General features: G+C 68.2%; 21 protein-coding genes. 18 read left to right on the top strand and 3 right to left on the bottom strand.

Annotation, left to right across the window (positions count from 1 at the left end):
• Positions 1 to 10 precede the first annotated feature (10 nt).
• On the top strand, positions 11 to 781 hold the full coding sequence (locus OHB24_RS08505; protein WP_327638400.1) for a hypothetical protein: 771 nt from the start codon (positions 11 to 13) through the stop codon (positions 779 to 781).
• Here the strand turns inward: OHB24_RS08505 and OHB24_RS08500 are convergent.
• Entirely contained in the window at positions 778 to 2187 is a 1410-nt protein-coding gene (locus OHB24_RS08500) for a glycoside hydrolase family 43 protein (RefSeq protein WP_327638399.1), read from the bottom strand. The genes OHB24_RS08505 and OHB24_RS08500 overlap by 4 nt on opposite strands.
• Before the next feature lie 168 nt (positions 2188 to 2355).
• Here OHB24_RS08500 and OHB24_RS08495 point away from each other — a divergent pair, with 168 nt between their 5' ends.
• The 17 genes from OHB24_RS08495 to OHB24_RS08415 all read left to right on the top strand — a co-directional run bounded on the left by OHB24_RS08495 (position 2356) and on the right by OHB24_RS08415 (position 18659).
• Positions 2356 to 2583, top strand: a complete 228-nt coding sequence (locus OHB24_RS08495; RefSeq protein WP_327638398.1) for a hypothetical protein — start codon at positions 2356 to 2358, stop codon at positions 2581 to 2583.
• A gap of 27 nt (positions 2584 to 2610) precedes the next feature.
• Positions 2611 to 5253 (top strand): hypothetical protein, encoded by a 2643-nt coding sequence (locus tag OHB24_RS08490; RefSeq protein ID WP_327638397.1) that lies wholly within the window; start codon positions 2611 to 2613, stop codon positions 5251 to 5253.
• Between the two features lie 47 nt (positions 5254 to 5300).
• Entirely contained in the window at positions 5301 to 5690 is a 390-nt protein-coding gene (locus OHB24_RS08485; RefSeq protein ID WP_327638396.1) for an excalibur calcium-binding domain-containing protein, read from the top strand.
• Positions 5691 to 5997: 307 nt separating this feature from the next.
• Positions 5998 to 6231, top strand: a complete 234-nt coding sequence (locus OHB24_RS08480) for a hypothetical protein (protein WP_327638395.1) — start codon at positions 5998 to 6000, stop codon at positions 6229 to 6231.
• 142 nt (positions 6232 to 6373) lie between these two features.
• Entirely contained in the window at positions 6374 to 7708 is a 1335-nt protein-coding gene (locus OHB24_RS08475; RefSeq protein ID WP_327638394.1) for an FGGY-family carbohydrate kinase, read from the top strand.
• Entirely contained in the window at positions 7705 to 8322 is a 618-nt protein-coding gene (locus OHB24_RS08470; protein ID WP_327638393.1) for a histidine phosphatase family protein, read from the top strand. The genes OHB24_RS08475 and OHB24_RS08470 overlap by 4 nt, the downstream gene beginning before the upstream one ends.
• Positions 8319 to 9119, top strand: a complete 801-nt coding sequence (locus tag OHB24_RS08465; protein WP_131335817.1) for a DeoR/GlpR family DNA-binding transcription regulator — start codon at positions 8319 to 8321, stop codon at positions 9117 to 9119. Before OHB24_RS08470 ends, OHB24_RS08465 begins: the two co-directional genes overlap by 4 nt.
• Before the next feature lie 16 nt (positions 9120 to 9135).
• A complete protein-coding gene (locus OHB24_RS08460; protein WP_327638392.1) occupies positions 9136 to 10596 on the top strand; it encodes an FGGY family carbohydrate kinase in 1461 nt (486 codons plus the stop codon).
• Positions 10593 to 11612: a 2-hydroxyacid dehydrogenase gene (locus OHB24_RS08455; RefSeq protein ID WP_327638391.1), complete on the top strand. Its 1020-nt coding sequence runs from the start codon at positions 10593 to 10595 to the stop codon at positions 11610 to 11612. The genes OHB24_RS08460 and OHB24_RS08455 overlap by 4 nt, the downstream gene beginning before the upstream one ends.
• Positions 11613 to 12308 carry an MgtC/SapB family protein gene (locus OHB24_RS08450; protein WP_327638390.1) on the top strand — a complete coding sequence of 232 codons (696 nt, stop codon included), beginning with the start codon at positions 11613 to 11615 and terminating at the stop codon, positions 12306 to 12308.
• Positions 12309 to 12385: 77 nt separating this feature from the next.
• A complete protein-coding gene (locus tag OHB24_RS08445) occupies positions 12386 to 13186 on the top strand; it encodes an inositol monophosphatase family protein (protein WP_327638389.1) in 801 nt (266 codons plus the stop codon).
• Positions 13183 to 14133, top strand: coding sequence for a carbohydrate ABC transporter permease (locus OHB24_RS08440; RefSeq protein WP_327638388.1), 951 nt, complete (start codon positions 13183 to 13185; stop codon positions 14131 to 14133). Before OHB24_RS08445 ends, OHB24_RS08440 begins: the two co-directional genes overlap by 4 nt.
• Positions 14130 to 14942: a carbohydrate ABC transporter permease gene (locus OHB24_RS08435; RefSeq protein ID WP_131283610.1), complete on the top strand. Its 813-nt coding sequence runs from the start codon at positions 14130 to 14132 to the stop codon at positions 14940 to 14942. Before OHB24_RS08440 ends, OHB24_RS08435 begins: the two co-directional genes overlap by 4 nt.
• A 2-nt stretch (positions 14943 to 14944) precedes the next feature.
• Positions 14945 to 16264: an ABC transporter substrate-binding protein gene (locus OHB24_RS08430; protein WP_327638387.1), complete on the top strand. Its 1320-nt coding sequence runs from the start codon at positions 14945 to 14947 to the stop codon at positions 16262 to 16264.
• On the top strand, positions 16261 to 16935 hold the full coding sequence (locus OHB24_RS08425) for a glycerophosphodiester phosphodiesterase (RefSeq protein WP_327638386.1): 675 nt from the start codon (positions 16261 to 16263) through the stop codon (positions 16933 to 16935). Before OHB24_RS08430 ends, OHB24_RS08425 begins: the two co-directional genes overlap by 4 nt.
• A gap of 171 nt (positions 16936 to 17106) precedes the next feature.
• A complete protein-coding gene (locus OHB24_RS08420) occupies positions 17107 to 18297 on the top strand; it encodes a Gfo/Idh/MocA family protein (RefSeq protein ID WP_327638385.1) in 1191 nt (396 codons plus the stop codon).
• 23 nt (positions 18298 to 18320) lie between these two features.
• The gene (locus OHB24_RS08415) at positions 18321 to 18659 is read left to right on the top strand and encodes a VOC family protein (protein ID WP_327638384.1); all 339 of its coding nucleotides are present in this window, start codon (positions 18321 to 18323) and stop codon (positions 18657 to 18659) included.
• A 2-nt stretch (positions 18660 to 18661) separates the two neighbouring features.
• On the opposite strand, the gene OHB24_RS08410 is transcribed toward OHB24_RS08415, so the two are convergent.
• Positions 18662 to 19066 carry a ParB N-terminal domain-containing protein gene (locus OHB24_RS08410; protein WP_327638383.1) on the bottom strand — a complete coding sequence of 135 codons (405 nt, stop codon included), beginning with the start codon at positions 19064 to 19066 and terminating at the stop codon, positions 18662 to 18664.
• On the bottom strand, positions 19063 to 19743 hold the full coding sequence (locus tag OHB24_RS08405) for a GntR family transcriptional regulator (RefSeq protein ID WP_327638382.1): 681 nt from the start codon (positions 19741 to 19743) through the stop codon (positions 19063 to 19065). The genes OHB24_RS08410 and OHB24_RS08405 overlap by 4 nt, the downstream gene beginning before the upstream one ends.
• Between the last annotated feature and the right edge of the window lie 60 nt (positions 19744 to 19803).

Raw genomic sequence — 19803 nt, 5'->3', positions numbered from 1 at the left:
GGGGTGTGGGATGGTACGTCGACTGGTGGCCGGGGTCCTGGCCGTCGGGGCACTGTTGGGTGGGGCCGCGCTGGTGGGAAGCGCACCGGCCGAGGCGAAGACGGTGGCAGTCTCGGACACGCTGCTACCGGGACAGAAGTTGATGGCCGGGCAGTACATCAAGTCCAAGAGCGGGGTCTTCACGCTGATCATGGACACGCGTGGGGAGGCGAAGCTGTACCAGCGCGGGGTGTCGTGGCGGTTGTGGAGCTCCGGGACCTGGCGCGCGGGCGCCGTGCTGGTCATGGGCACGGACGGGACGCTGCAGATGATCTACGGCCGGACGAAGTTCTGGTCGATGAGCATCAAGAGCGCCGGCGCGAAGCTGGTGCTGCCGGACACCGGGAACCTGGCGATCTACAACACCCGCGGCAAGGCCAACTGGAACCGGCACATGGTGATCGGCACGCTGATGCCGCAGAGCCAGATCCATGCCCCGGACCCGGGCGGACGTGAAGTGATCATGTACTCCGTCAACCGGATCTACACGCTGAAGTTCCTGACCACCGGCAATCTGGTGCTGTACAAGAACGGCACCACCGTCCTGTGGAGCACCGGCATGAAGAACCAGCCAGAGTCGTACGGGTCGGTCGGACCGAACGGCGCGTTCTACAACAACAACAAGTTCGGTGACATCACCTGGTTCTACGAGACCCGCCGCGACGGCAGTGTTCTCCAGCTGACCGATGACGGCCACCTCCGCATGGTCAACGGCCGGACCGTCGTCAAGACGTTCGCCTAATAGACCTCGATGCGGTCGAGGCTGATGACCGCACTGGTCGACGCAGGGTTCTTGTCGCCGGTCACGCGCACCTTCAGGGTGTGCGGGCCGGACGGCAAGGCCGGGCTGATGTACATCAGCTGCTCGCCGACGCGGATCGAGCTGTAGTAGTCGATCCGCTGTTCGGGTCCACCGTCGACAGAGATCGCGGCGATCCCGTTGCCGACGTCCGCCACGCTCAGCAGGGCCACACGGGTGCCGGTGAACTGGATCGTCGCGGTCGCGTTCGGCTCCCCGCTCCAGTGGTCGTTGCCCCAGAAGCACTGGTTGCCGCAGCCGGACCCGGAGCTCCACGCGCCGGTGTAGGCGACGGCCGCGTCGGTGTCGTTGATCCAGTAGTTCGGCGAACCCGGGTCACCCGAGGGCAGGTTCTGGGTCGCGCCCGCGGCGAGCGGCCGGCCGAGGTTCGGCGTACCGTCGGCGTTCCAGGTGATCTTCTGGACGCGCGTCGTGCGGTACGAGTACGTGTAGGTGCTGGTGTTCTTGCCGTGGTACGCGATCCAGTCCTCGGTCCCGTCCGGTGACTTGAAGAACGAGTGGTGCCCGGGACCCCAGACGCCGGTCTCGTCGTTGCGGGAGAAGATCGGGCCGGGGTGCTGCACCCAGTTCGCCGCGACCATCGGGTCGGCGCCGTTCGCGATGCTCTTCGTCCACAGCTGGTAGTCCGGCTTGCCGGTGTCGCACGTCGAGTAGGTCAGGAAGGTGCGCGTCGCGCCGTACAGCGGGGTCGGCCCTTCCCGTACTTCGGTGCACCCGCCGTCGGCCGGGATGGCGACGCGGTCGCCGGTCGCGGTCCACGGGTTGCTCATCCGGACGATGTACAGCTGGGCCGGTCCGCCCTGTCCACGGCCAGGACCGGTCCAGACGAAGTACTGCTGCCCGTTGACCGTGATCGGCTCGCCGTCGATCGCGTACTCACCGAAGTCCGCGATCTTCGCCTTGAAGCTGTACGGGCCGAGCGGGTCGTCGCCGGCCGACTCGAGCACGTACATCCGGTGATTGGCGTCCACGCCGTCGGATGCCGTGTAGTAGATGTACCAGCGGTTTCCGACGTGCCGGAACGCCGGCGCCCACATCTGTGTGTTGCGGCTGGTGTCCGAGTCCCGCCACACCACCTGCTCGGGTTGCACGAGCAGCGTCGCCAGGCTGGTCGAAGACCAGATCCCGATCCGGTCGCCGCGCGTGGTCGCGACGTAGTACCTGCCGTTGTAGAACATCAGCGACGGATCCGCGGACGGATTCACCGGGTTCCGGAACGTCTGCGACGTCACAGCATTCTCCTCGCGTTCGACGGCGGGAGCGGGACCGGCAACGGATCCGGTCAGGAGTACGGCGAGCAGTGTGCAGAGGACGGGGCGGAACCTCATGACGGACACCTCCGGGGCTGTGGCGGACCATCTCCCTGGTTTCTACGACGGTTTACCATCGTTGTAAACCGTTCAAACGGGGATCGAATGGCCCGCCGCCGTGAAGCCCCGGTCAGCGCCCCAGCTTCTTGCCGGAACCTTGTGCCGATGTGTGGCGTCTCACCAGACATGAAGCTCAAGGTTCGGGTCGTGCACTACCGGCACGATTGCTGGTACGCCGACATCGACGACGCCGACGATCGGCAGCCCGACGACCCTTTCTGGTACGCCGACGGCTGCCGTACCCAGGCCGAGGCCATCGCCCTCGCCTGCTCCGAGCTCGCCGCGCTCGACCAGGCGGTCGCCGGGGGCGACGTACTGCCCCGGATCAGCGAGACGCGCGTCAACGCGGCGTAGACCCTCGGGCCCCGGCATGATGGGGCGATGCTCGGGGACTCGGACGGCACCAAGGGCGAAGCCACGATCGAGCAGATCGGTCGCCGACGGACCTTCACCGCGACGCTCCAACTCGCCATCGTCCTCGCGATCGTGCAGGTGCCGATGCGTGCCGCGGTCCACGAAGCGGTCGGTTCGGCGTCCGGCTGCGAGGCGCCGGGCCGGCTCTCGATCCTCGTCGACTCGGCGTTCGTCCTGGCGAGCGTGTACTCGGCGTACCGGGCGTACAAGTACGTCAAGTTCCTGAACCTCCAGTCCTGGAAGCGGGTGGCGGCACTCGGCTCCTGGGCCGTCATGGTCGCCGCCGTCCTCGATATCGCCGAGAACCTGACCCTCTGGGGCGACTTCGGTTCCGCACCCTGCGCCGACCTCTCCACGGGCTGGTTCACCTGGTTGATGCGGGTCGTGTTCGTGGCCGGCGTACTGATCCTCGCCGTCTGCCTGTTCGCGACGAGCCGCTTCGGTCAGCGGAAGTGGTACGGCGTGGAGCCGACGCCGCCCGCGACGTTCCGCCGGGCGAAGCGTGACAACAAGGACAGCGGCCGCCTCGTCATCACCTGTTCCGGCGGCGGGATCCGCTCGGCGTCGTTCTGCCTCGGCGCATTGCAACTGCTGCGCGAGCGCGGCCTGTACGACAAGGCGTCGACCGTGATCGGCGTCAGCGGCGGTGGCTACATGGCCGCGGCCTTCCACGTACTTCGTCGTACCTGCGCCGACCCGTTCTCGCCGGGATCACCCGAGCTGGCCCGCCTGCGCCGGCAGACCCGCTATCTCCTGTCCGGCGGCCGGGCGATGTTCCGCGCGGCGTTGTCGGTGCTGTTCGGCCTGGTCGTGAACCTGCTGCTGATCGGCGTCACGCTGCGCGCGATCGCCTGGGTCCTCGGATGGTTCCTCGCCGACCAGAAGGTGATCACGACCGGCCTTCAGGTGGACTGGCGGCCGAACGACTCCTGGTTCTTCGTCGGCATGTCCGTGTTCCTGCTCGCGGTGAGCGCGCTGACCTTCCTGATCGAGAAGGTCTGGGACCGCTGGGCACGGATGCCGGACCTCGTCCGCACGATCCTCGCCACGATCGGCAACGTGACTCTGCGGTACGGCGTACCGGTCGCCGTCCTGCTGCTCGGTGTGCCGGGAGGCCTTTATCTGCTGGGGAAAGTCCCCGGTGAATCCATCGACCAACCGAGTCTCCCGTCGGCGTTGCTGGCGTTGGTCGATCCAACAAAGCAAGGTCTCGCGTCGTTCAGCGCGCTGGTCGTCGTACTGATCGGCCTGGGCAAATCCGTCTGGAACGGACTGACCGTCGAGGGCAAGGCGGCGACCGGACTGCGCGCGCGGCTGCTGGTGTTCGCGCGGACCAAGCTCGCGCCGTGGGCGGGGAGCGCGATCATCATGATCGCCGCCGTCATCGTGCTGCTGCGCTGGACCGGCGGCTACGCGACCGACACGTCGTACCAGGAGGACTGGAACGTCGCGCTGATCCTGGTCGCGATCGCGCTCGCCATCAAGGTGCTCACCGACGCGAACCGGACCTCGCTGCACTCCTTCTACCGGGAGCGGCTGTCGCGCGCGTTCCTGGTGAAGCGGCAGGACAACGGCGCCGCGGTCGGACTCGACTACCACCTGCGGCTGCGGTACTCGGACTGGGCGAAGCCGATCGACGGCGGTCCGCAGCTCGTCATCGCCGGTGTCGCGAACGTCGACGACCCGGACTTCGTGCCGACGCAGCGCGACTGCGTGCCGTTCGTGTTCGACGCCGAGCAGATCGGGATCGTCGGGGACCGGTCGCTGCCGGACGGCGGGCGGCGTGAGACGGCCGACTACGAGCGCGAGGCCGACGTACTCAAGCGCGAGGTCACCGTCCCCGCGGCGATGGCGATCAGCGGTGCCGCGTTCAGCCCGTTGACCGGCCGGGTGAACGCCCGGACGCGGCCGGTGCGCCTGCTGCTCGCCGTACTCAACGCACGGCTCGGCGTGTGGCTGCCGAACCCGTACTGGAACAACCGCGCCGAGCCCGCCTTCCCGGACCGGACCGGCATCGTCGCGAAGGTACGGCGGTACGTCGGCAGCGTGATCGACAAGCCCGGACCGTACCGGCTGCTGCACGAGGCGGTCGGGTCGCCGTCGATGTACGAACGCCGGATCTACGTGACCGACGGCGGCCACTACGACAACCTCGGCCTGGTCGAGGCGCTCCGCCGCAAGCCCGCGCAGGTGATCACGATCGACGCCTCGAACGACGCCGAGGACCGCTTCACCGCGCTCGCCGAGGCGATCGCGACCGCCCGGATGGACCACGGCATCGAGATCAACCTCGACCCGTCCCCGATGCTCCGCGGCGGCAAGTCCCGCGCCGACCGCGCCTGGGCCTACGGCATCGCGACCCACCCGCTGGAAGAGGGCGAGGAGAAGCCCTACAAGACCGAGATCTTCTTCGTGAAAGCCGTCCTCGCCGGCCACCTCGACTGGGACCTCGAGCAGTACGCCGCCGAACACGCCGACTTCCCCCGCCGCACCACCGGCGACCAGTTCTACGACGAATGGGACTTCGAGGCCTACCGCTCCCTAGGCCACACCCTCACCCAATCCCTCACCGACCACCACCGCGTGCACGCCCGCCTCAACGATCTGTAACACATTGTCACGGTGACTGGATGTAACCCCCGAGGGGGAACTCAACCATGGCAACTTTCAATTCACCACCGGGCTGGCCGGCTCCACCGGCGCCCGACTGGCAACCACCATCAGGCTGGCAACCGGACCCGTCCTGGCCGCCGGCGGTCACGGTGCAGCAGACCGTTCCTGGGCCGACAACGACGATCACGCAACCGCCGTTGCCGGCCCGGACTGTGACGGTCGCGGCACCGCGTGCAACCACTAGGGCGACCGCACCGGTCCCGTTGGCGCGGCCGCAGAGCCCGCGGCCGACGAAGACGACGGCCGCACCGGCTGAGGTGTACTACGCCAACTGCTCCGCGGTGCGTGCGGCGGGCAAGGCGCCGTTGTACCGAGGCCAGCCTGGTTACTCCTCGCACTTGGATCGCGACGACGACGGCGTGGCGTGTGAGTGAGTCGATCGCCACGCACTGTGTCCACAGTCCGGGTTGTGGATAACGCAACTGGGCTGTGGATATGTGGGCGGTTGCTGTGGACAACTGGCGGGCTGGTTGTGGAGGGGGCAACTAATTCCTTTGCCGATGCACGTGCAGTCCGGTGGTTGAGAGAACGGTTGCCGGGACGTTGTTTCGGTGCTGAGATGGGTCTCCGTACGCCGCTGAAACTTTACGAAGATTTATCCGTGACATTCGGTGCGCCAGATCGTTGATCTGTCAGACAGTTCGCGCTCAGCGGATCGCTGGGGAATCCGGAGGGACCGCCGTGCACAAGTTCAACCCGCCGCCGGAGTGGCCGCAGCCGCCGACGGACAGCTGGCGTCCGCCGCTCGGCTGGACGCCTGACCCGGCCTGGCCCGAGGCGCCCGCGGGCTGGCGCTTCTGGCTCAACCGGAACGGCCGCCGCAGCAGTGGCCCGATCGGCGCGTACGGCGCAGTCGACGCCGGCCGGCTCGAGCTGGCCGCGGTCGACCCCGCCCTGGTCCTGATGCACTCCTGACGCTCTGACTCTTCACAGCTCCCGCGGGCCGACCGGCCTGCGGGAGCTGTTTGTGTCCGTCTTCGGTCAGGGACTGGTGCGTTCTTACCGTCTTCTGGTGTTATGTTATCAATGCAGATAACACTCAGCTGGGAGGCGCTTCGTGGGGTGGATCGGGCTCGACCTCGGCACGCAAAGTGTGCGTGCCGTGCTGGCCGATGCCAAGGGTCAGGTTCTGTCCCGTGCAACGCGTCCGCTCGCGAGCCACCGTGACGGCGTCCGTCACGAGCAGAACCCACAGGCCTGGCTGACCGCCGTCGACGCGGTCCTCGCGGAGGTCGGGGCGACCGACCTCGACGGCATCGCGATCTGCTCGACGTCCGGCACCTTCCTCCTGACCGACCGCGCCGGACGCCCGGTCACACCGGCCCTGATGTACGACGACGCGCGCTCGGCCGCCCGTCGCGACCACATCGTGGACGCCGACCCGGATCGCTGGGCGACCAGCATGCAACCCACCTGGGCGCTCCCGAAGATCCTCGATCTCGACCTGACTGACCGTCACATCGTCCACAGCGCCGACTTCGTCGCGGCGCACCTCGTCGGCCACCCGGTCGCGACCGATACCAGTCACGCCCTCAAGACAGGCTACGACCTGATCGCCGACGCCTGGCCGGCCGCCGCGTTCGACAAACTCGGCCTCCCGCTCGCCGCGTTCCCCGAGGTCGTCCGCCCCGGCGCCGAGCTCGGCCGCACGCCGGACGGCGTCCCCGTGTATGCCGGGATGACCGACGGCTGCGCGGCCCAGATCGCCGCCGGCGCCCTCGCGCCCGGCGCATGGAACTCGGTCCTCGGCACGACGCTCGTCCTCAAAGGCGTCAGCACCGAACTACTGACCGACCCGACCGGCGCTGTCTACAACCACCGTCATCCCGACGGCGGCTGGCTTCCGGGCGGCGCGTCCAGCACGGGCGCCGGCGTACTCACCGAACTGCTTCCCGGCGCCGACCTCGACGCGCTGGATCGCGCCGCCCACCCGATCGACGCGGTCATCTACCCCCTCACGAAGACCGGCGAGCGATTCCCTTTCGTCGCGCCGCAGGCCGAACGGTTCACGCTCGGCACGACCGCCGACGACTTGCAGACGTACGCCGCTGTGCTGCAGGGTGTCGCGTTCATCGAGCGACTCGCGTTCGAGCACCTGGAGTCGCTCGGCGCCGAGCCGGTCCGCTCGGTGGCGCTCACCGGCGGCGCGATCCGGGCCGGGTACTGGAACCAGCTCCGCGCCGACGTCCTCGGTGTACCTGTAGAGCTCCCGGCTGTCCCGGACCCGGCGTACGGCATGGCGGTCCTGGCCGCGTCCGGCGGGACCGATCTCACCGGGACGGCACGACGGATGGTCCGCGTCGACCACGTCCTCGAGCCGCGCGGCGACCGACTTGACGATCTGTACGGCGAATTCGTCGCCGAACTCGACCGCCGGGGGTACAGGGGATGAGAACGACGATCGTGCTGGCCCGCCACGGCCGGACCGAATGGCATCACGGCAACCGGTACACCGGGTCCACGGACCTCCCGATCGACGAGGTCGGCGTACGGCAGGCGCAGCAACTCAAGGACTGGGCCGCGGGCTACGCGCCGGACGCGCTGTGGGCGTCGCCGATGCTGCGTGCCCGGCAGACGATCACGCCGACCGCGGAGATGCTCGGCCTGACGCCCACGCTGGACGCCCGGTTGCGTGAGGTCGACTTCGGTTCGGCCGAGGGCAAGATGCTGAGTGAGCTGCCGCCGGCGGTGGGCAAGGCGTTCGAGCTCGACCCGGTGCGGGACCACTTCCCGGGCGGCGAGGACCCCGCCGCGGCGGCCGATCGGGTCCGCGAGGTCTTCGACGAGATCGGGCAGCGGCACCAGGGTCAGAAGGTCCTCGTGGTCGCGCACAACACACTCATCCGGCTGCTCGTGTGCAGGGTGCTCGGTCTGCGACTGAACGACTACCGCAGACTGCTACCTGCGCTCGGTCCCGCGGCGCTGGTGCGTTTGCGCCGGCAGGACGGCACAGTGGGTCTCGAGGCGTACAACGTTCCTCCTCTGCGTTTGGAGACCCTGGCATGACAACGGATGTCGACGGCGACACCACCGAACTGAGTCGTCCCGCGCGCCGGCAGGCCGAGATCGCGGCGTACGTCGTGAAACACGGCTCGGTCTCGGCGAACGACCTGGTCGAGGCGTTCGGCGTGAGTGTGATGACGGTGCACCGCGACCTGGACGAGCTCGAGCGGCAAGGCGTGGTCCGGAAGTACCGCGGCGGGGTCAGCGCGCAGCCGACCAGCGTGTTCGAGAGCAACGTCGCGTACCGGCTGAACACCGCGCACGCGGAGAAGGCCGCGATCGCCCGGCACGCGCGGGCGATGATCGAGCCGGGGATGTCGGTGATGCTCGACGACTCGACCAGCGCACTGGCCCTGGTCGACCTGTTCGAGGACATCGCTCCGTTGACCGTGGCAACGAACTTCCTGCCGGCGATCACCAAGCTGGCGCAACTGCGGGATGTCACGCTGCTGGCCCTCGGCGGGATCTACTCGGCGACCCACGACTCGTTCGGCGGCATGCCGTGCGCGGAGGCCGTCGAGGCGCTGCACGCCGACCTGTTGTTCTGCTCGGTGTCCGCGGTGTCGTCGACGCACGCGTTCCACCAGGAGGAGGAGATCGTCCTGGTCAAGCGGGCGATGCTGCGCTCGGCGCGGACCAAGGTGCTGCTGGTCGATCACGCCAAGCTGCAGCGCACCGCCCTGCACCGGCTCGCGCCGCTGACCGACTTCGACGTCGTGATCGTCGACGAGAAGACCCCGAAGGACCTGATCCAACCACTGCGCGACCACGGCGCGACCGTGGAGGTCGCCAAACTCTAGGAGGGGGTTGTTGTGCGTGGACATCGGTGTTGATGTAGGCACCACTGTCACGAAGGCCGTCGCGTTCGACGCCGACGGCCGTCCGGTGGCCGAGGCGTCTCGACCGACGCGGTTGGTTCGTCCAGGTACGGGACGGTTCGAGCACGAGACGGCCGAGATCGTTGCTTCGGTCAACGAGGTCGTCGGGGAGCTGGCGGCCGCCGTCGGAACGCGTCCCGATGTTCTCGCGATCACCGCGCAGGGCGACGGCCTGTGGCTGGTCGATCCGGACGGTACGGCGGTCCGCCCGGCGATCTCGTGGCTGGACGCGCGCAGCAGCGCGATCCTCGACCGGTGGACCGCGGACGGGGTCGCGGAACACGTGTTCCGGCGTTCCGGCAATCGCATGTTCCCCGGCGCATCGGGCCCGCTGCTGTCCGCCGTACTCGCGGAAGAACCCGACGTGATCGAGCGGGCCGGTACGGCGGCGTACTGCAAGGACGTCGTGATGCAGGCGCTCACCGGCGTCCGCGCGACGGACGTGTCGGACGCGTCGGCGCCGTTCCTCGACCCGCGAACCGGTAGCTACGACGATGAGGCGCTGGCGGCCACAGGCCTGTCCGATATGCGCCACCTGCTTGCGCCGGTCGCCGCTACTGGGCCGGTTGGTGAGCTGCGCGACGACTCGACCGGTATGGCGCCCGGGACCCGCGTGTCCGCTGGTCCGTACGACCTCCCGGCCGCAGCGGCAGGCGCTGGCGTGACCGAGCCAGGCGACGCCCTGCTGACCGTCGGTACAACGTTGGCCTGCCAAGTCATCACGCGAGAGCTGCCCGTCGACGGCGAGCCCGCCGGCCTGTTCCTGGGTACCTGGACGCCAGGAGTCTGGCTGCGCGCGATGCCCGCGATGGTCGGTACGGCGGCCCTCGACCGGGTCCTCGCGCTCGTTGGTGTCACCACCGACCAGCTGCCGTCGTTGCTGGCGGACAGCCCGCCCGGCGCGTCCGGCGTCACGGTCCTGCCCTATCTGTCGGAGGCAGGCGAACGTGCCCCGTTCGTCGACACCCGCGCCCGCGGCACGATCGACGGCATCTCGCTGTCCACGACGACGGCCGACCTGGTGCGTGCGACCTGCGAAGGCATCGCGTACGCCGCCCGCCACTGTCTGGACGCGGCCGGCTGGACGGGTCGCGTCACAGTGTGCGGCGGTGGTGCCCGGAGCAGCGAGTGGACCCAGATCCTCGCCGACGTACTGAACGCGCCCTTGCACACCGCCGAGGCTGAGCAGGTCGCCGCGCGGGGTGCCGTGATCTGCGCACGTCGCGCGGTCGACCCGGACAGCGCCGGAGCGGAGTGGATCGCCGAGACCCGCCAGGTCGACCCGGATCCGGCCCGCGCCACGTTCTACGCCGAGGGCTACGCCCACTACCTGCGCCGCATCGAGTCGGCCCGCCCACGCTGGTCCGACCCAGCACCTACGTTCACAGGAGATCGATGAGAACCGTCAAGACGCTGCTCGCCGGCGACCATTTCGTGCGGAACGACCTGCTGGCCGCGGCGCTCACCGCGATTCCGGACGTGGCGTTCGAGTTCCGTGAGGTCACGCTGCCCTGGCCGCTGACGCCGTACGGGCGGGTTGCCGAGGTGGACGAGGCGAGCGACGCGGAGGACCAGCTGATCGAGGCGCTGGCCGGGGTCGAGCTCGCGGTCACGCAGATGGGGCCGTTCACCGAGCGGGTCCTGGACGCCGCGCCCGACCTGCGCTTCCTGGTCGTGTGCCGTGGCGGTCCGGTGAACGTGAACGTGGCCGCGGCGGCCGGTCGGGGGATCGCCGTGGCCTCGACACCCGGACGGAACGCGGTGGCGGCCGCCGAGCACGCGGTCGCGTTGATGATGGGTGCCTTGCGCAACCTTCCGCGCTTGCAGCGGACGCTGGAACACGGCGAGTGGCGCTCCGATCTCTACGCGTACGACGAGTGCGGGCTCGAGCTCGACGGATCGACCGTGGGCCTGGTCGGGTACGGCGCGATCGGGCAACGGGTCGCCCGGGTGATGCTCGCGTTCGGCGCCCGCGTCCTGGTCGCCGATCCGTACGTCGAACAAGCGCCCGAGGGCATCGAACTCGTCGAGCTCGACGAGTTGCTGCGGCAGTCGGACGTGGTCAGTCTGCACGCACGTCTGACCGATCAGACTCGAGGGATGATCGGTGCGAAGCAGATCGCCGCGATGCCACGCGGCGCCGTACTGGTGAACACCGCTCGTGGTGGGTTGCTCGACTACGACGCGACGGTGGACGCGTTAGAGTCGGGGCAGCTGGGAGCGGCGGCGTTCGACGTGTTCCCGTCGGAGCCGGTGCCTGCGGGGTCGCGGCTCCTGACCGCGCCGAACATCGTGATGACACCGCACCTCGCCGGCGCCACGCGACAGACCGCTCACCGGGCCGGCACGATCGCCGCGGAGGCCGTCGCTGCCTTCCTCACCGGAAAGGACCCTGTGGGACTGGTGTCTGCATAGATGAAGCTCGCAACCTCCACTACGTGGACCGAGCTGCTCCTGCTGCTGATCGCGTTCGTGCTGTCGATGGTGATCGGCATCGAGCGTCAGATGCGGCAGAAGAGTGCCGGTATGCGTACGCACACGCTCGTCGGCACCGGGGCAGCACTGTTCACCCTGGTGTCGGGCTTCGGCTTCAACGCCGTCCTCGGGACCGAAGTCAATCTCGACCCGTCCCGCATCGCGGCGCAGATCGTGTCCGGTGTCGGTTTCCTCGGCGCCGGCGTGATCTTCATGCGCAGGGATGTGGTCCGCGGCCTGACGACGGCGGCCACGATCTGGATGACCGCCGCGATAGGTATGGCCTGCGGTGCCGGGATGCCTGTCCTCGCGGTCGCGGCGACCGTCCTGCACCTGGTTGCCGTAGGCCCCTTCGCGCGGCTCGGCCGGTTCCTGCCGTCGCCGGACCGCCGCCGCATCGTCACGGTGCGGTACGACGACGGAGCCGGCGTACTGCGGGCGATCCTGGCGACCGCTACGTCGATGGGATTCGAGGCGTCGGTGCTCGGGACCGAGGTCCACCGGGACGGAGCACGGCCACAGGTGCGGGCCTCGATGCGGTTCTCCGGGCGTCCACCGCTGCAGAACCTCGTGCTCGCACTGGACGACCTCGACGGCGTCACCGGCGTACGGATCCGGAACGACGATGACGATTGAGCCACGAATGTGATTTCGGTGAGAAAATCACACTCATTCTCTATACGTAACCATCGTTCAGTGATAATTTCACCGGCATGTCCGCTGCACCGAACCTCGTTGACCTGCGCGAACTGGCCGTCCGGCTGGCGATCGCGGCAGGCGAGGAACTCCTGGCCCGCCAGCGGAGTCTGTCGATCGACGCGGCCGGTGTCGAGACCAAAAGCTCCGCCAACGACCCCGTCAGCGCGGCCGACCGTGCGTCCGAGAAGCTGATCGTCGACGGCCTGACCGCCGCCCGCCCAGGTGACGGACTCCTCGGTGAAGAAGGCGCTTCGCGCGCTTCGAGCACCGGCCTGACCTGGGTGATCGATCCCCTCGACGGCACGGTCAACTACCTCTACGGCCGCCTCGACTGGAGCGTCTCGATCGCCGTCGAGGACGAGAACGGTGCACTCGTTGGCGTGGTCCACCAACCGCGGACCGGTACGACGTGGTCCGCCGTACGTGATGCCGGCGCCTTCCGTGACGACCAGCGCCTCGGGTCGCTGCGACAGGCCTCACTGGAGTCGGCCCTGGTCGCTACGGGCTTCTCGTACCTCCCGGATCGCCGGGCCGAGCAGGCGGCGCTTCTGCAAGACTTGCTGCCGGTCGTCCGCGACATCCGCCGCGGCGGATCGGCCGCGCTCGACCTGTGCTCGGTCGCCGACGGTACGGCGGACGCGTACTACGAGCACCTGATCCAGCCCTGGGACGTCGCTGCCGGTGCGCTGATCGCCCGCGAGGCCGGCGCCGCCGTCGTCCGCGGACCTGAAACTGCTTTCCCACAAGGCATCCTGGCGTCCACGCCCCCCGTGGCCGCCGCGCTGCTCGAGCTACTCACAAGGAGGTCGGTGTGACGGTAGTAGACCTGCCGGCCCGGACTCATCCGGACGAACGAACAATTGCTGACGGCAATGATCAGCGGAAGCGCCGGAGACGGCGCGAGTACGGGCTGTTCGCGTTGCTGGTCGCGCCGAACCTGTTGGTGATCGCGGTCTTCGCGTACTGGCCGATCATCTACAACGCGTTCCTCAGCCTGACCGACTGGAACATGATCGCGGCCCGCCCGAAGTTCGTGGGTCTGGCCAACTACGGTCGGACACTGACCGACCCCGCGTTCCACAAGACGCTGTGGATCACGGTCGTGTTCACCGGGCTGATCGTGGCCGGCAGCCTGGTGATCGGGCTCGCGCTGGCGTTCCTGTTCAACCTGCCGCTGAAGGGCCGCGGCGCGGTCCGGACGATCGCCTTCGCGCCGCACATCCTGTCCGGCGCCGCGGTCGCGACCATCTGGGCGTTCATCTTCGACCCCGGGTACGGCCTGATGCGGGCGCTGATCGAACCGTTCGGCGCCGAGCCGCCGGACTGGATGAACAACTCCGACTGGGCCCTGCCCGGGCTCGTCATCGTCTACCTGTGGAAGAACGTCGGGTTCGCCGCGCTGATCTACCTGGCCGGCCTGCAGGGCCTGCCGAAGGAGCTCGACGAGGCCGCCGCGATCGACGGCGCGTCGACCTGGACGCGGTTCCGCTCGATCAAGCTCCCGTTGCTTGCCCCGATCACCTTCTTCCTGCTGATCACCACGGTGATCGGCACCTTCCAGGCGTTCGACGTGATCGCGGTGATGACCGGTGGCGGCCCTGGTGATGCCACCACCACGCTGAGCTGGTCGATCTACAACGAAGGCTTCCAGGCGTTCAACGCGGGCCGCGCGGCGACGCTGTCGATCATCATGTTCGTCATCCTGCTGGTCGTCACCACCGTGCAGGCCCGAGTGATGGAAAGGCGGGTGCACTACCGATGAAGACACGTGCGATCCAGTACGTCGTACTGATCGGTGTGGCGGCCGTGTTCCTCGGACCGCTGTACTGGTTGCTGTCCACGGCGTTCAAGCAGCCGACCCAGATCTACCAGTGGCCGCCCGCCTGGTGGCCGCACCTGACCTGGGAGAACTTCAGCCTGGCGTGGAAGGCCGCGCCGTTCGACCGGTTCTTCCTGAACTCCACGATCATCACCGTGATCGGGACCGCGCTGAAGGTGGTGAACGCCGTGCTGACGGCGTACGCGTTCGCCTACCTGCGGTTCCCGTTCAAGAAGATCCTGTTCTTCGCGGTGCTCGGCGCGATGATGGTGCCCGGCCACGTGACCCTGCTGCCGAACTACCTGACCGTGGCGAGCCTCGGCTGGATCAACACCTACGCCGGCCTGATCATCCCCGGTATCGGGTCCGCGTTCGCGACGTTCCTGATGCGGCAGCACTTCCTCACGTTGCCCACGGAGGTGACGGACGCGGCCGCTGTCGACGGCGCCGGACACCTGCGCACGTTGTGGCGCGTCGTCCTGCCGATGTCGCGGCCGATGCTGATCACGGTCGTGGTGATCACCGCGGTCGAGGAGTGGAACAACTTCGTCTGGCCGCTGATCGTCACCAACACCGCCTCGATGCGGACGCTGCCCGTCGGGCTGCTGATCCTGAAGGACGAGGAAGGCCTCGCGGCCTGGGGAACGATCATGGCCGGCACGCTGCTGGTGCTCGCACCGATGCTGCTGATCTTCCTGATCGCCCAGCGCTACATCGTCGGTGGGATCACGGCCGGAGCTCTGAAGGGATGAGCATGCTCAAGCGCAGGATGTTCCTGGGGCTCGCGGCCGGCGCGACGCTGGCGGGCTGCGGCTACCGTTCGGTGGACGCGATCTACTCGCAGCCGGCTGGATCCGTGCCGAAGCAGTACGCGAACCGCACGCGGGTCGTGTTCTGGTCGCCGTACGGCGGCGTGAACGGCAAGGCCGTCGACAAGCTCGTTGCTAAGTTCAACGACTCGCAGCAGGACGTGTACGTCGAGGTGCAGTTCCAGGGAAGCTACGACGACGTGGCGCAGAAGGTCGCGGCGGCTCTGGTCGCGAAGCAGGCGCCCGATCTCGCCGTACTGTCGGACGTCACCTGGGAACGGTTCTTCCTGAACGACGCGCTCGAACCGCTGAACGGCTACTTCACCGACGGTTTCGGGCCTGGGGTGTTCCAGGAGAAGCTGTTCGGGGAGTACGTCGTGAAGGGGCAGAGCTGGGCCGTTCCGTTCGCCCGCAGTACGCCGATCATGTACTACAACCGGGACGCGTTCGCGAAGGCCGGGCTGCCGGATCGTGCGCCGCGGACCTGGAGCGAGTTGCGGTCGTGGGTGCCCGAACTCGCGAAGGTGCAGTCCGGCGGGCGGTCGTTGCGGACGATCGCGTTCGCGAAGATCGACGGCGACTGGCAGTTCCAGGGCAACGTGTGGCAGTTCGGCGGCGCGTACTCCAAGGGGCTCGACGTCACCATCGACGAGGCCGGTGCGGTCGCGGCCGGCGAGTGGCAGCGGTCGATGGTGCACGATCTCGGGGCGGCGTACATGGCGAGCAGCCCGAGCACGGACTTCGCCAACGGGCTGGTCGGCGTGATCCAGGAGTCGACCGGTGGCATGAAGACCATCAGCAGCAAGGCGAAGTTCAAGGTCGGTGCCGGGTTCATCCCGTCCGAGGTCGCGTCCGGGCTCGCCACCGGCGGCGGCGGGATCGGGATGCTGCGGAACATCTCGACCGAGCGGAAACAGGCCGCGGCGACGTTCCTGCAGTTCCTCGCCCTGCCGGAGAACTCGGCGTGGTGGACGACGCAGACCGGGTACCTTCCGGTGGTGAACAAGGCCCGCGAGGACGCCGAGCTGAAGAAGCTGATCGCGGAGCAGCCGAACTACGGCGTCGCGATCGCGCAGCTGGAGAACGCGCGGCAGCAGGACGCGATCCGGCTGTACGGGCGGAACGCGAACGTGCAGATCTACACCGGGTTGCAGCAGATCTACGCCGACAACGCGCAGCCGAAGAAGGTGTTCGCCTCCGTCGCGCGCCGGCTCGAGGCGATCGGCGAAGAGGTCAAACGTCTCTACGAGGAGAAGGTGCTGTGATCATCACCGGCCACCGGGGCGCACTCGGGACCGAACCGGAGAACACGCTGCGCTCGTTCCGGCGGGCGGTCGCGGACGGCTGCGACGAGATCGAGCTCGACCTCCGCGTCACCGCGGACGGCGAACTCGTGATCATGCACGACGCGACCGTCGACCGCACCACGTCGGGTACGGGTGCGGTCGAGGAGCTGACGCTGGCGGAGATCCGGGCGTTGGACGCCGGTCTCGGCGAGAAGGTACCGACCTGGTCCGAGACCGTCGCGGCGATCGACGTACGGTTCCAGGCGGAGGTCAAGGCTGAGGCCGCCGTACCGCTGCTCGCCCAGTCGCTGAAGTCGGACCCGGCGCTGGCCGAGCGGACCCTGGTCACGTCGTTCCACCCGGAGATCCTGCTCGCGATCCGGGAGGCGTTCCCGGATGTGACGACAGGTCACATCTTCGGCCGTACGCCGGACACCGCCGAGGTCATCGCCCGCACCCGCGCGGCCGGGGCGAGCTGGTCCCTCTGCGGCATCGCCGGCCTCACCCCGGAGGCAGTCGCCGACCTCCACACCGCCGGCCTCTCCGTAACCGCCTGGCCCGTCCCCGACACAACCACCCTCGCCACAGCGCTGTCCCTCGCCGTAGACGGCATCACCACCGACCACCCCCACCGCCTCGCCCACCCCTAACCCCCTCGCGCACCACCGATCCACGCGACTTTGAGCACCCACCAACCGTTTCGCCGGTCCGGAAACGGTTGGTGGGTGCTCAAAGTGCGCTGGCGGCGTGGTTGGGGTCACACGGTTCGACGTCTGAATATGTTCTTCCGTGGAACATAAATGTGTGATTGGCTCTTCCGCATGGGAATCAGCATCGGTGTGGTCGGAGCCGGCCAGTTCGCTCCTTCGTTCCTGCGGCTGTGGTCCGCGCATCCGGACGTGTCCGATGTGCGGCTGACCGACGTCGTCCCGGAGCGGACGGCGGAGATGGCCGCCAAGCAGGGGATCTCGGTGACGACGGCGTCGTTCGAGGAGATGCTCGAGTCGGACGTGGACGCGGTCGCGATCTTCACGCAGCGGTGGCTGCACGGCGAGATGGCGATCAAGGCGCTCGAGGCCGGAAAGCACGTGTACTCGACGGTCCCGATGGCGATCGAGGCGGACCAGATCGCGCGCATCATCGAGCTGGTGAAGGAGGCCGGGCTCACCTACATGATGGGTGAGACGAGCTACTACTACCCGTCGTCGGTGTACTGCCGGAAGAAGCTGGCGGACGGCGAGTTCGGCCGGGTGTTCTACACCGAGGGCGACTACGTCCACGACATGGACCTCGGGTTCTACGCGGCGTACCAGTACTCCGGCGGCGACGACTGGAAGAAGACCGCGTCGTTCCCGCCGCTGCTCTACCCGACGCACGCCGTCGGCAATGTGCTCTCGGTGACCGGTCAGCACGCCACCCACGTGTCGGCGATCGGTGTCAAGGACGACCGCGGCGACGGCGTCTTCGACAAGGAGATCAGCCAGTTCGACAACGACTTCTCGAACGCGACCGCGCTGTTCAAGCTCGCCGACGGCGGGGTCATGCGGACCAACGAGATGCGCCGGGTCGGGTACCCGTCGCACATCCGGGAGTCGCGGCTGCGCGTGTTCGGTACTGAGGGCAGCTTCGAGCAGCTCGCCACCACGACGCTGTGGCAGAACAAAGAGGGCGTCGAGGACATCGAGCACCTGATGGAGACCAAGCCGACCGGTGATGACGCCGACCTGGCAAACGTCGACCCGGCGCTGCGCGACGCCTTCCGCTCCGGTCTCTCCCCGGTGCACGACCGCTCCCGCCTGCCGAAGGAGTTCGACGGCCTGCACAACGGCCACGAGGGCTCCCACCACTTCCTCGCCGACGACTTCGTCCGCGCGGTCGCCGACAAGACCCTCCCGCCGATCAACGCCTGGGTCTCCGCCCGCTACACCCTCCCCGGCATCTACGCCCACCAGTCCGCGCTCCAAGGCGGCGTACAGCTGGAGATCCCGGACCACGGCGACGCCCCGGAGTGATCTTCGGGTCGGTAACATCCGGTATGGACCTCTTCGCAGGCATCTCCGTCCGTGACTACGAGACCGCGGTTGCCTGGTACGAGAAGCTGCTGGGGGCGCCGCCGAGCTTTCTGCCTAACGACATCGAGGCGGTGTGGGAGGTCGGGGAGCACCGGTACCTCTACATCGAGGTTGTCCCGGAGCATGCCGGTCACGCGCAGCACACGTTGTTCGTCGAGGATTTCGAGGCCGTGCTCGGGGCGATCGCCGAGCGTGGACTTGAGCCCGCCGTACGGGAGACGTACGAGAACGGCGTACGGCATGCGACCTTCTTCGATCCGGACGGCAACGAGGTCTCGTACGGCGGCGCGCCGGTGGAGTGACGTTACGGTACGGCGATCTGGTCCAGCTCGGACCAGGGCAGGACTCGGGTGGGGATGGTCCTGTGGCGTTCGAGTTCTGCTCGGAGTAGGCGGTGGACGCCGTCCAGGATGGTGATGCGGTCGTCGGGGCGGTGGACGACGTCGATGGGGTGGCGGAGGTCGGCGGCGAGGGTGCGTTCGTACTGCGCCCGGTAGGTGACCGGATCCGCGGCGACCTGGCGGGGCGTGACCTGGAAAGGTCCGTCGTACGCCCAGAACGGCAGGTCGAGATGGTGAGCCAGGTCGGCGACCGGCAGATCGACCGTCGGCAGGTCGAGGGTGTGCAGCCGTTCGACGTCCCAGTGGAAGTCGAGGATGTACGCCGTGAGTTCCGGAGGCACTGCCAGCGGGAAAGGGCGACGGGTCATTCGTAGATGCGGCGCAACCGCAGGGTCATCGAGTTCTCGATGTGCCGGGTCATCGCGGACTCGGCGGCGGCCGGGTCGCCGGAGGTGATTGCCTCGACCAGCACGCGGTGTTCGGTGAGGACCTCGGGGCCGATGTCGCGGTCGTAGTGCAACCGGAAGATGTGCAGGTGGCAGTGAGTGCGCTCGAACGCCGATCGAACCTGCTCGCTCCCGGACAGCGACGCGATCAGCGAATGGAACCGGTTGTCGTGCACAGTCAGCGACTTGTACCCGGCGTAGTCGATCGAGGTCGGCTCGACCGCGTTCGCCAGCTCAGCGCGCAACCGTTCCACACCCTCGGAGGAGATCAGCTCGGCTGCCCGCCTGGCCGCCCACGGCTCGAGCAGGAGCCGGAACCGGTAGAGATCGTCGAACTCCTCGAGCGACAGGAGCGGAGTCGCGCGATAGCCCTTCAGCGGCTCCTTGACCGCCAGCCCTTCCGACTCCAGCCGTGCCAGCGCCTCCCGCACCGGCGTCGACGACACCTGGAACTCGCGCGCGAGCCCGTCGATCGAGATCCGCGCCCCGGGTCGGATGACGTGGTCCATCAGCATCGTCTTGATGGCCTCGTACACGTCGTCGGCGAGCATCTGCCGCCGGAGCAGCCGCCGGTCCACCGGTGCCACTGGCTCGCTCATCAGGTGTCTCCGGATTCTGGTCGCGGGCTTGACCCCACCGGTCAGGTTTCGGCAGGGTAA

The sequence above is a fragment of the Kribbella sp. NBC_00482 genome, from assembly GCF_036013725.1.
Classification (GTDB): domain Bacteria; phylum Actinomycetota; class Actinomycetes; order Propionibacteriales; family Kribbellaceae; genus Kribbella.
Note: the sequence above shows the minus strand (reverse complement) of the source record. Positions and strands in the feature narration are given on the sequence as shown.

What these genes read in the sequence shown, in the direction of transcription:
- OHB24_RS08430 (WP_327638387.1), top strand. Translation starts at nt 14,945, where the DNA reads ATGCTCAAGCGCAGGATGTTCCTGGGGCTCGCGGCCGGCGCGACGCTG.
- OHB24_RS08445 (WP_327638389.1), top strand. Translation starts at nt 12,386, where the DNA reads ATGTCCGCTGCACCGAACCTCGTTGACCTGCGCGAACTGGCCGTCCGG.
- OHB24_RS08490 (WP_327638397.1), top strand. Translation starts at nt 2,611, where the DNA reads ATGCTCGGGGACTCGGACGGCACCAAGGGCGAAGCCACGATCGAGCAG.
- OHB24_RS08505 (WP_327638400.1), top strand. Translation starts at nt 11, where the DNA reads ATGGTACGTCGACTGGTGGCCGGGGTCCTGGCCGTCGGGGCACTGTTG.
- OHB24_RS08495 (WP_327638398.1), top strand. Translation starts at nt 2,356, where the DNA reads ATGAAGCTCAAGGTTCGGGTCGTGCACTACCGGCACGATTGCTGGTAC.
- OHB24_RS08465 (WP_131335817.1), top strand. Translation starts at nt 8,319, where the DNA reads ATGACAACGGATGTCGACGGCGACACCACCGAACTGAGTCGTCCCGCG.
- OHB24_RS08435 (WP_131283610.1), top strand. Translation starts at nt 14,130, where the DNA reads ATGAAGACACGTGCGATCCAGTACGTCGTACTGATCGGTGTGGCGGCC.
- OHB24_RS08455 (WP_327638391.1), top strand. Translation starts at nt 10,593, where the DNA reads ATGAGAACCGTCAAGACGCTGCTCGCCGGCGACCATTTCGTGCGGAAC.
- OHB24_RS08415 (WP_327638384.1), top strand. Translation starts at nt 18,321, where the DNA reads ATGGACCTCTTCGCAGGCATCTCCGTCCGTGACTACGAGACCGCGGTT.
- OHB24_RS08500 (WP_327638399.1), bottom strand. Translation starts at nt 2,187, where the DNA reads ATGAGGTTCCGCCCCGTCCTCTGCACACTGCTCGCCGTACTCCTGACC.
- OHB24_RS08470 (WP_327638393.1), top strand. Translation starts at nt 7,705, where the DNA reads ATGAGAACGACGATCGTGCTGGCCCGCCACGGCCGGACCGAATGGCAT.
- OHB24_RS08450 (WP_327638390.1), top strand. Translation starts at nt 11,613, where the DNA reads ATGAAGCTCGCAACCTCCACTACGTGGACCGAGCTGCTCCTGCTGCTG.
- OHB24_RS08420 (WP_327638385.1), top strand. Translation starts at nt 17,107, where the DNA reads ATGGGAATCAGCATCGGTGTGGTCGGAGCCGGCCAGTTCGCTCCTTCG.
- OHB24_RS08405 (WP_327638382.1), bottom strand. Translation starts at nt 19,743, where the DNA reads ATGAGCGAGCCAGTGGCACCGGTGGACCGGCGGCTGCTCCGGCGGCAG.
- OHB24_RS08410 (WP_327638383.1), bottom strand. Translation starts at nt 19,066, where the DNA reads ATGACCCGTCGCCCTTTCCCGCTGGCAGTGCCTCCGGAACTCACGGCG.
- OHB24_RS08485 (WP_327638396.1), top strand. Translation starts at nt 5,301, where the DNA reads ATGGCAACTTTCAATTCACCACCGGGCTGGCCGGCTCCACCGGCGCCC.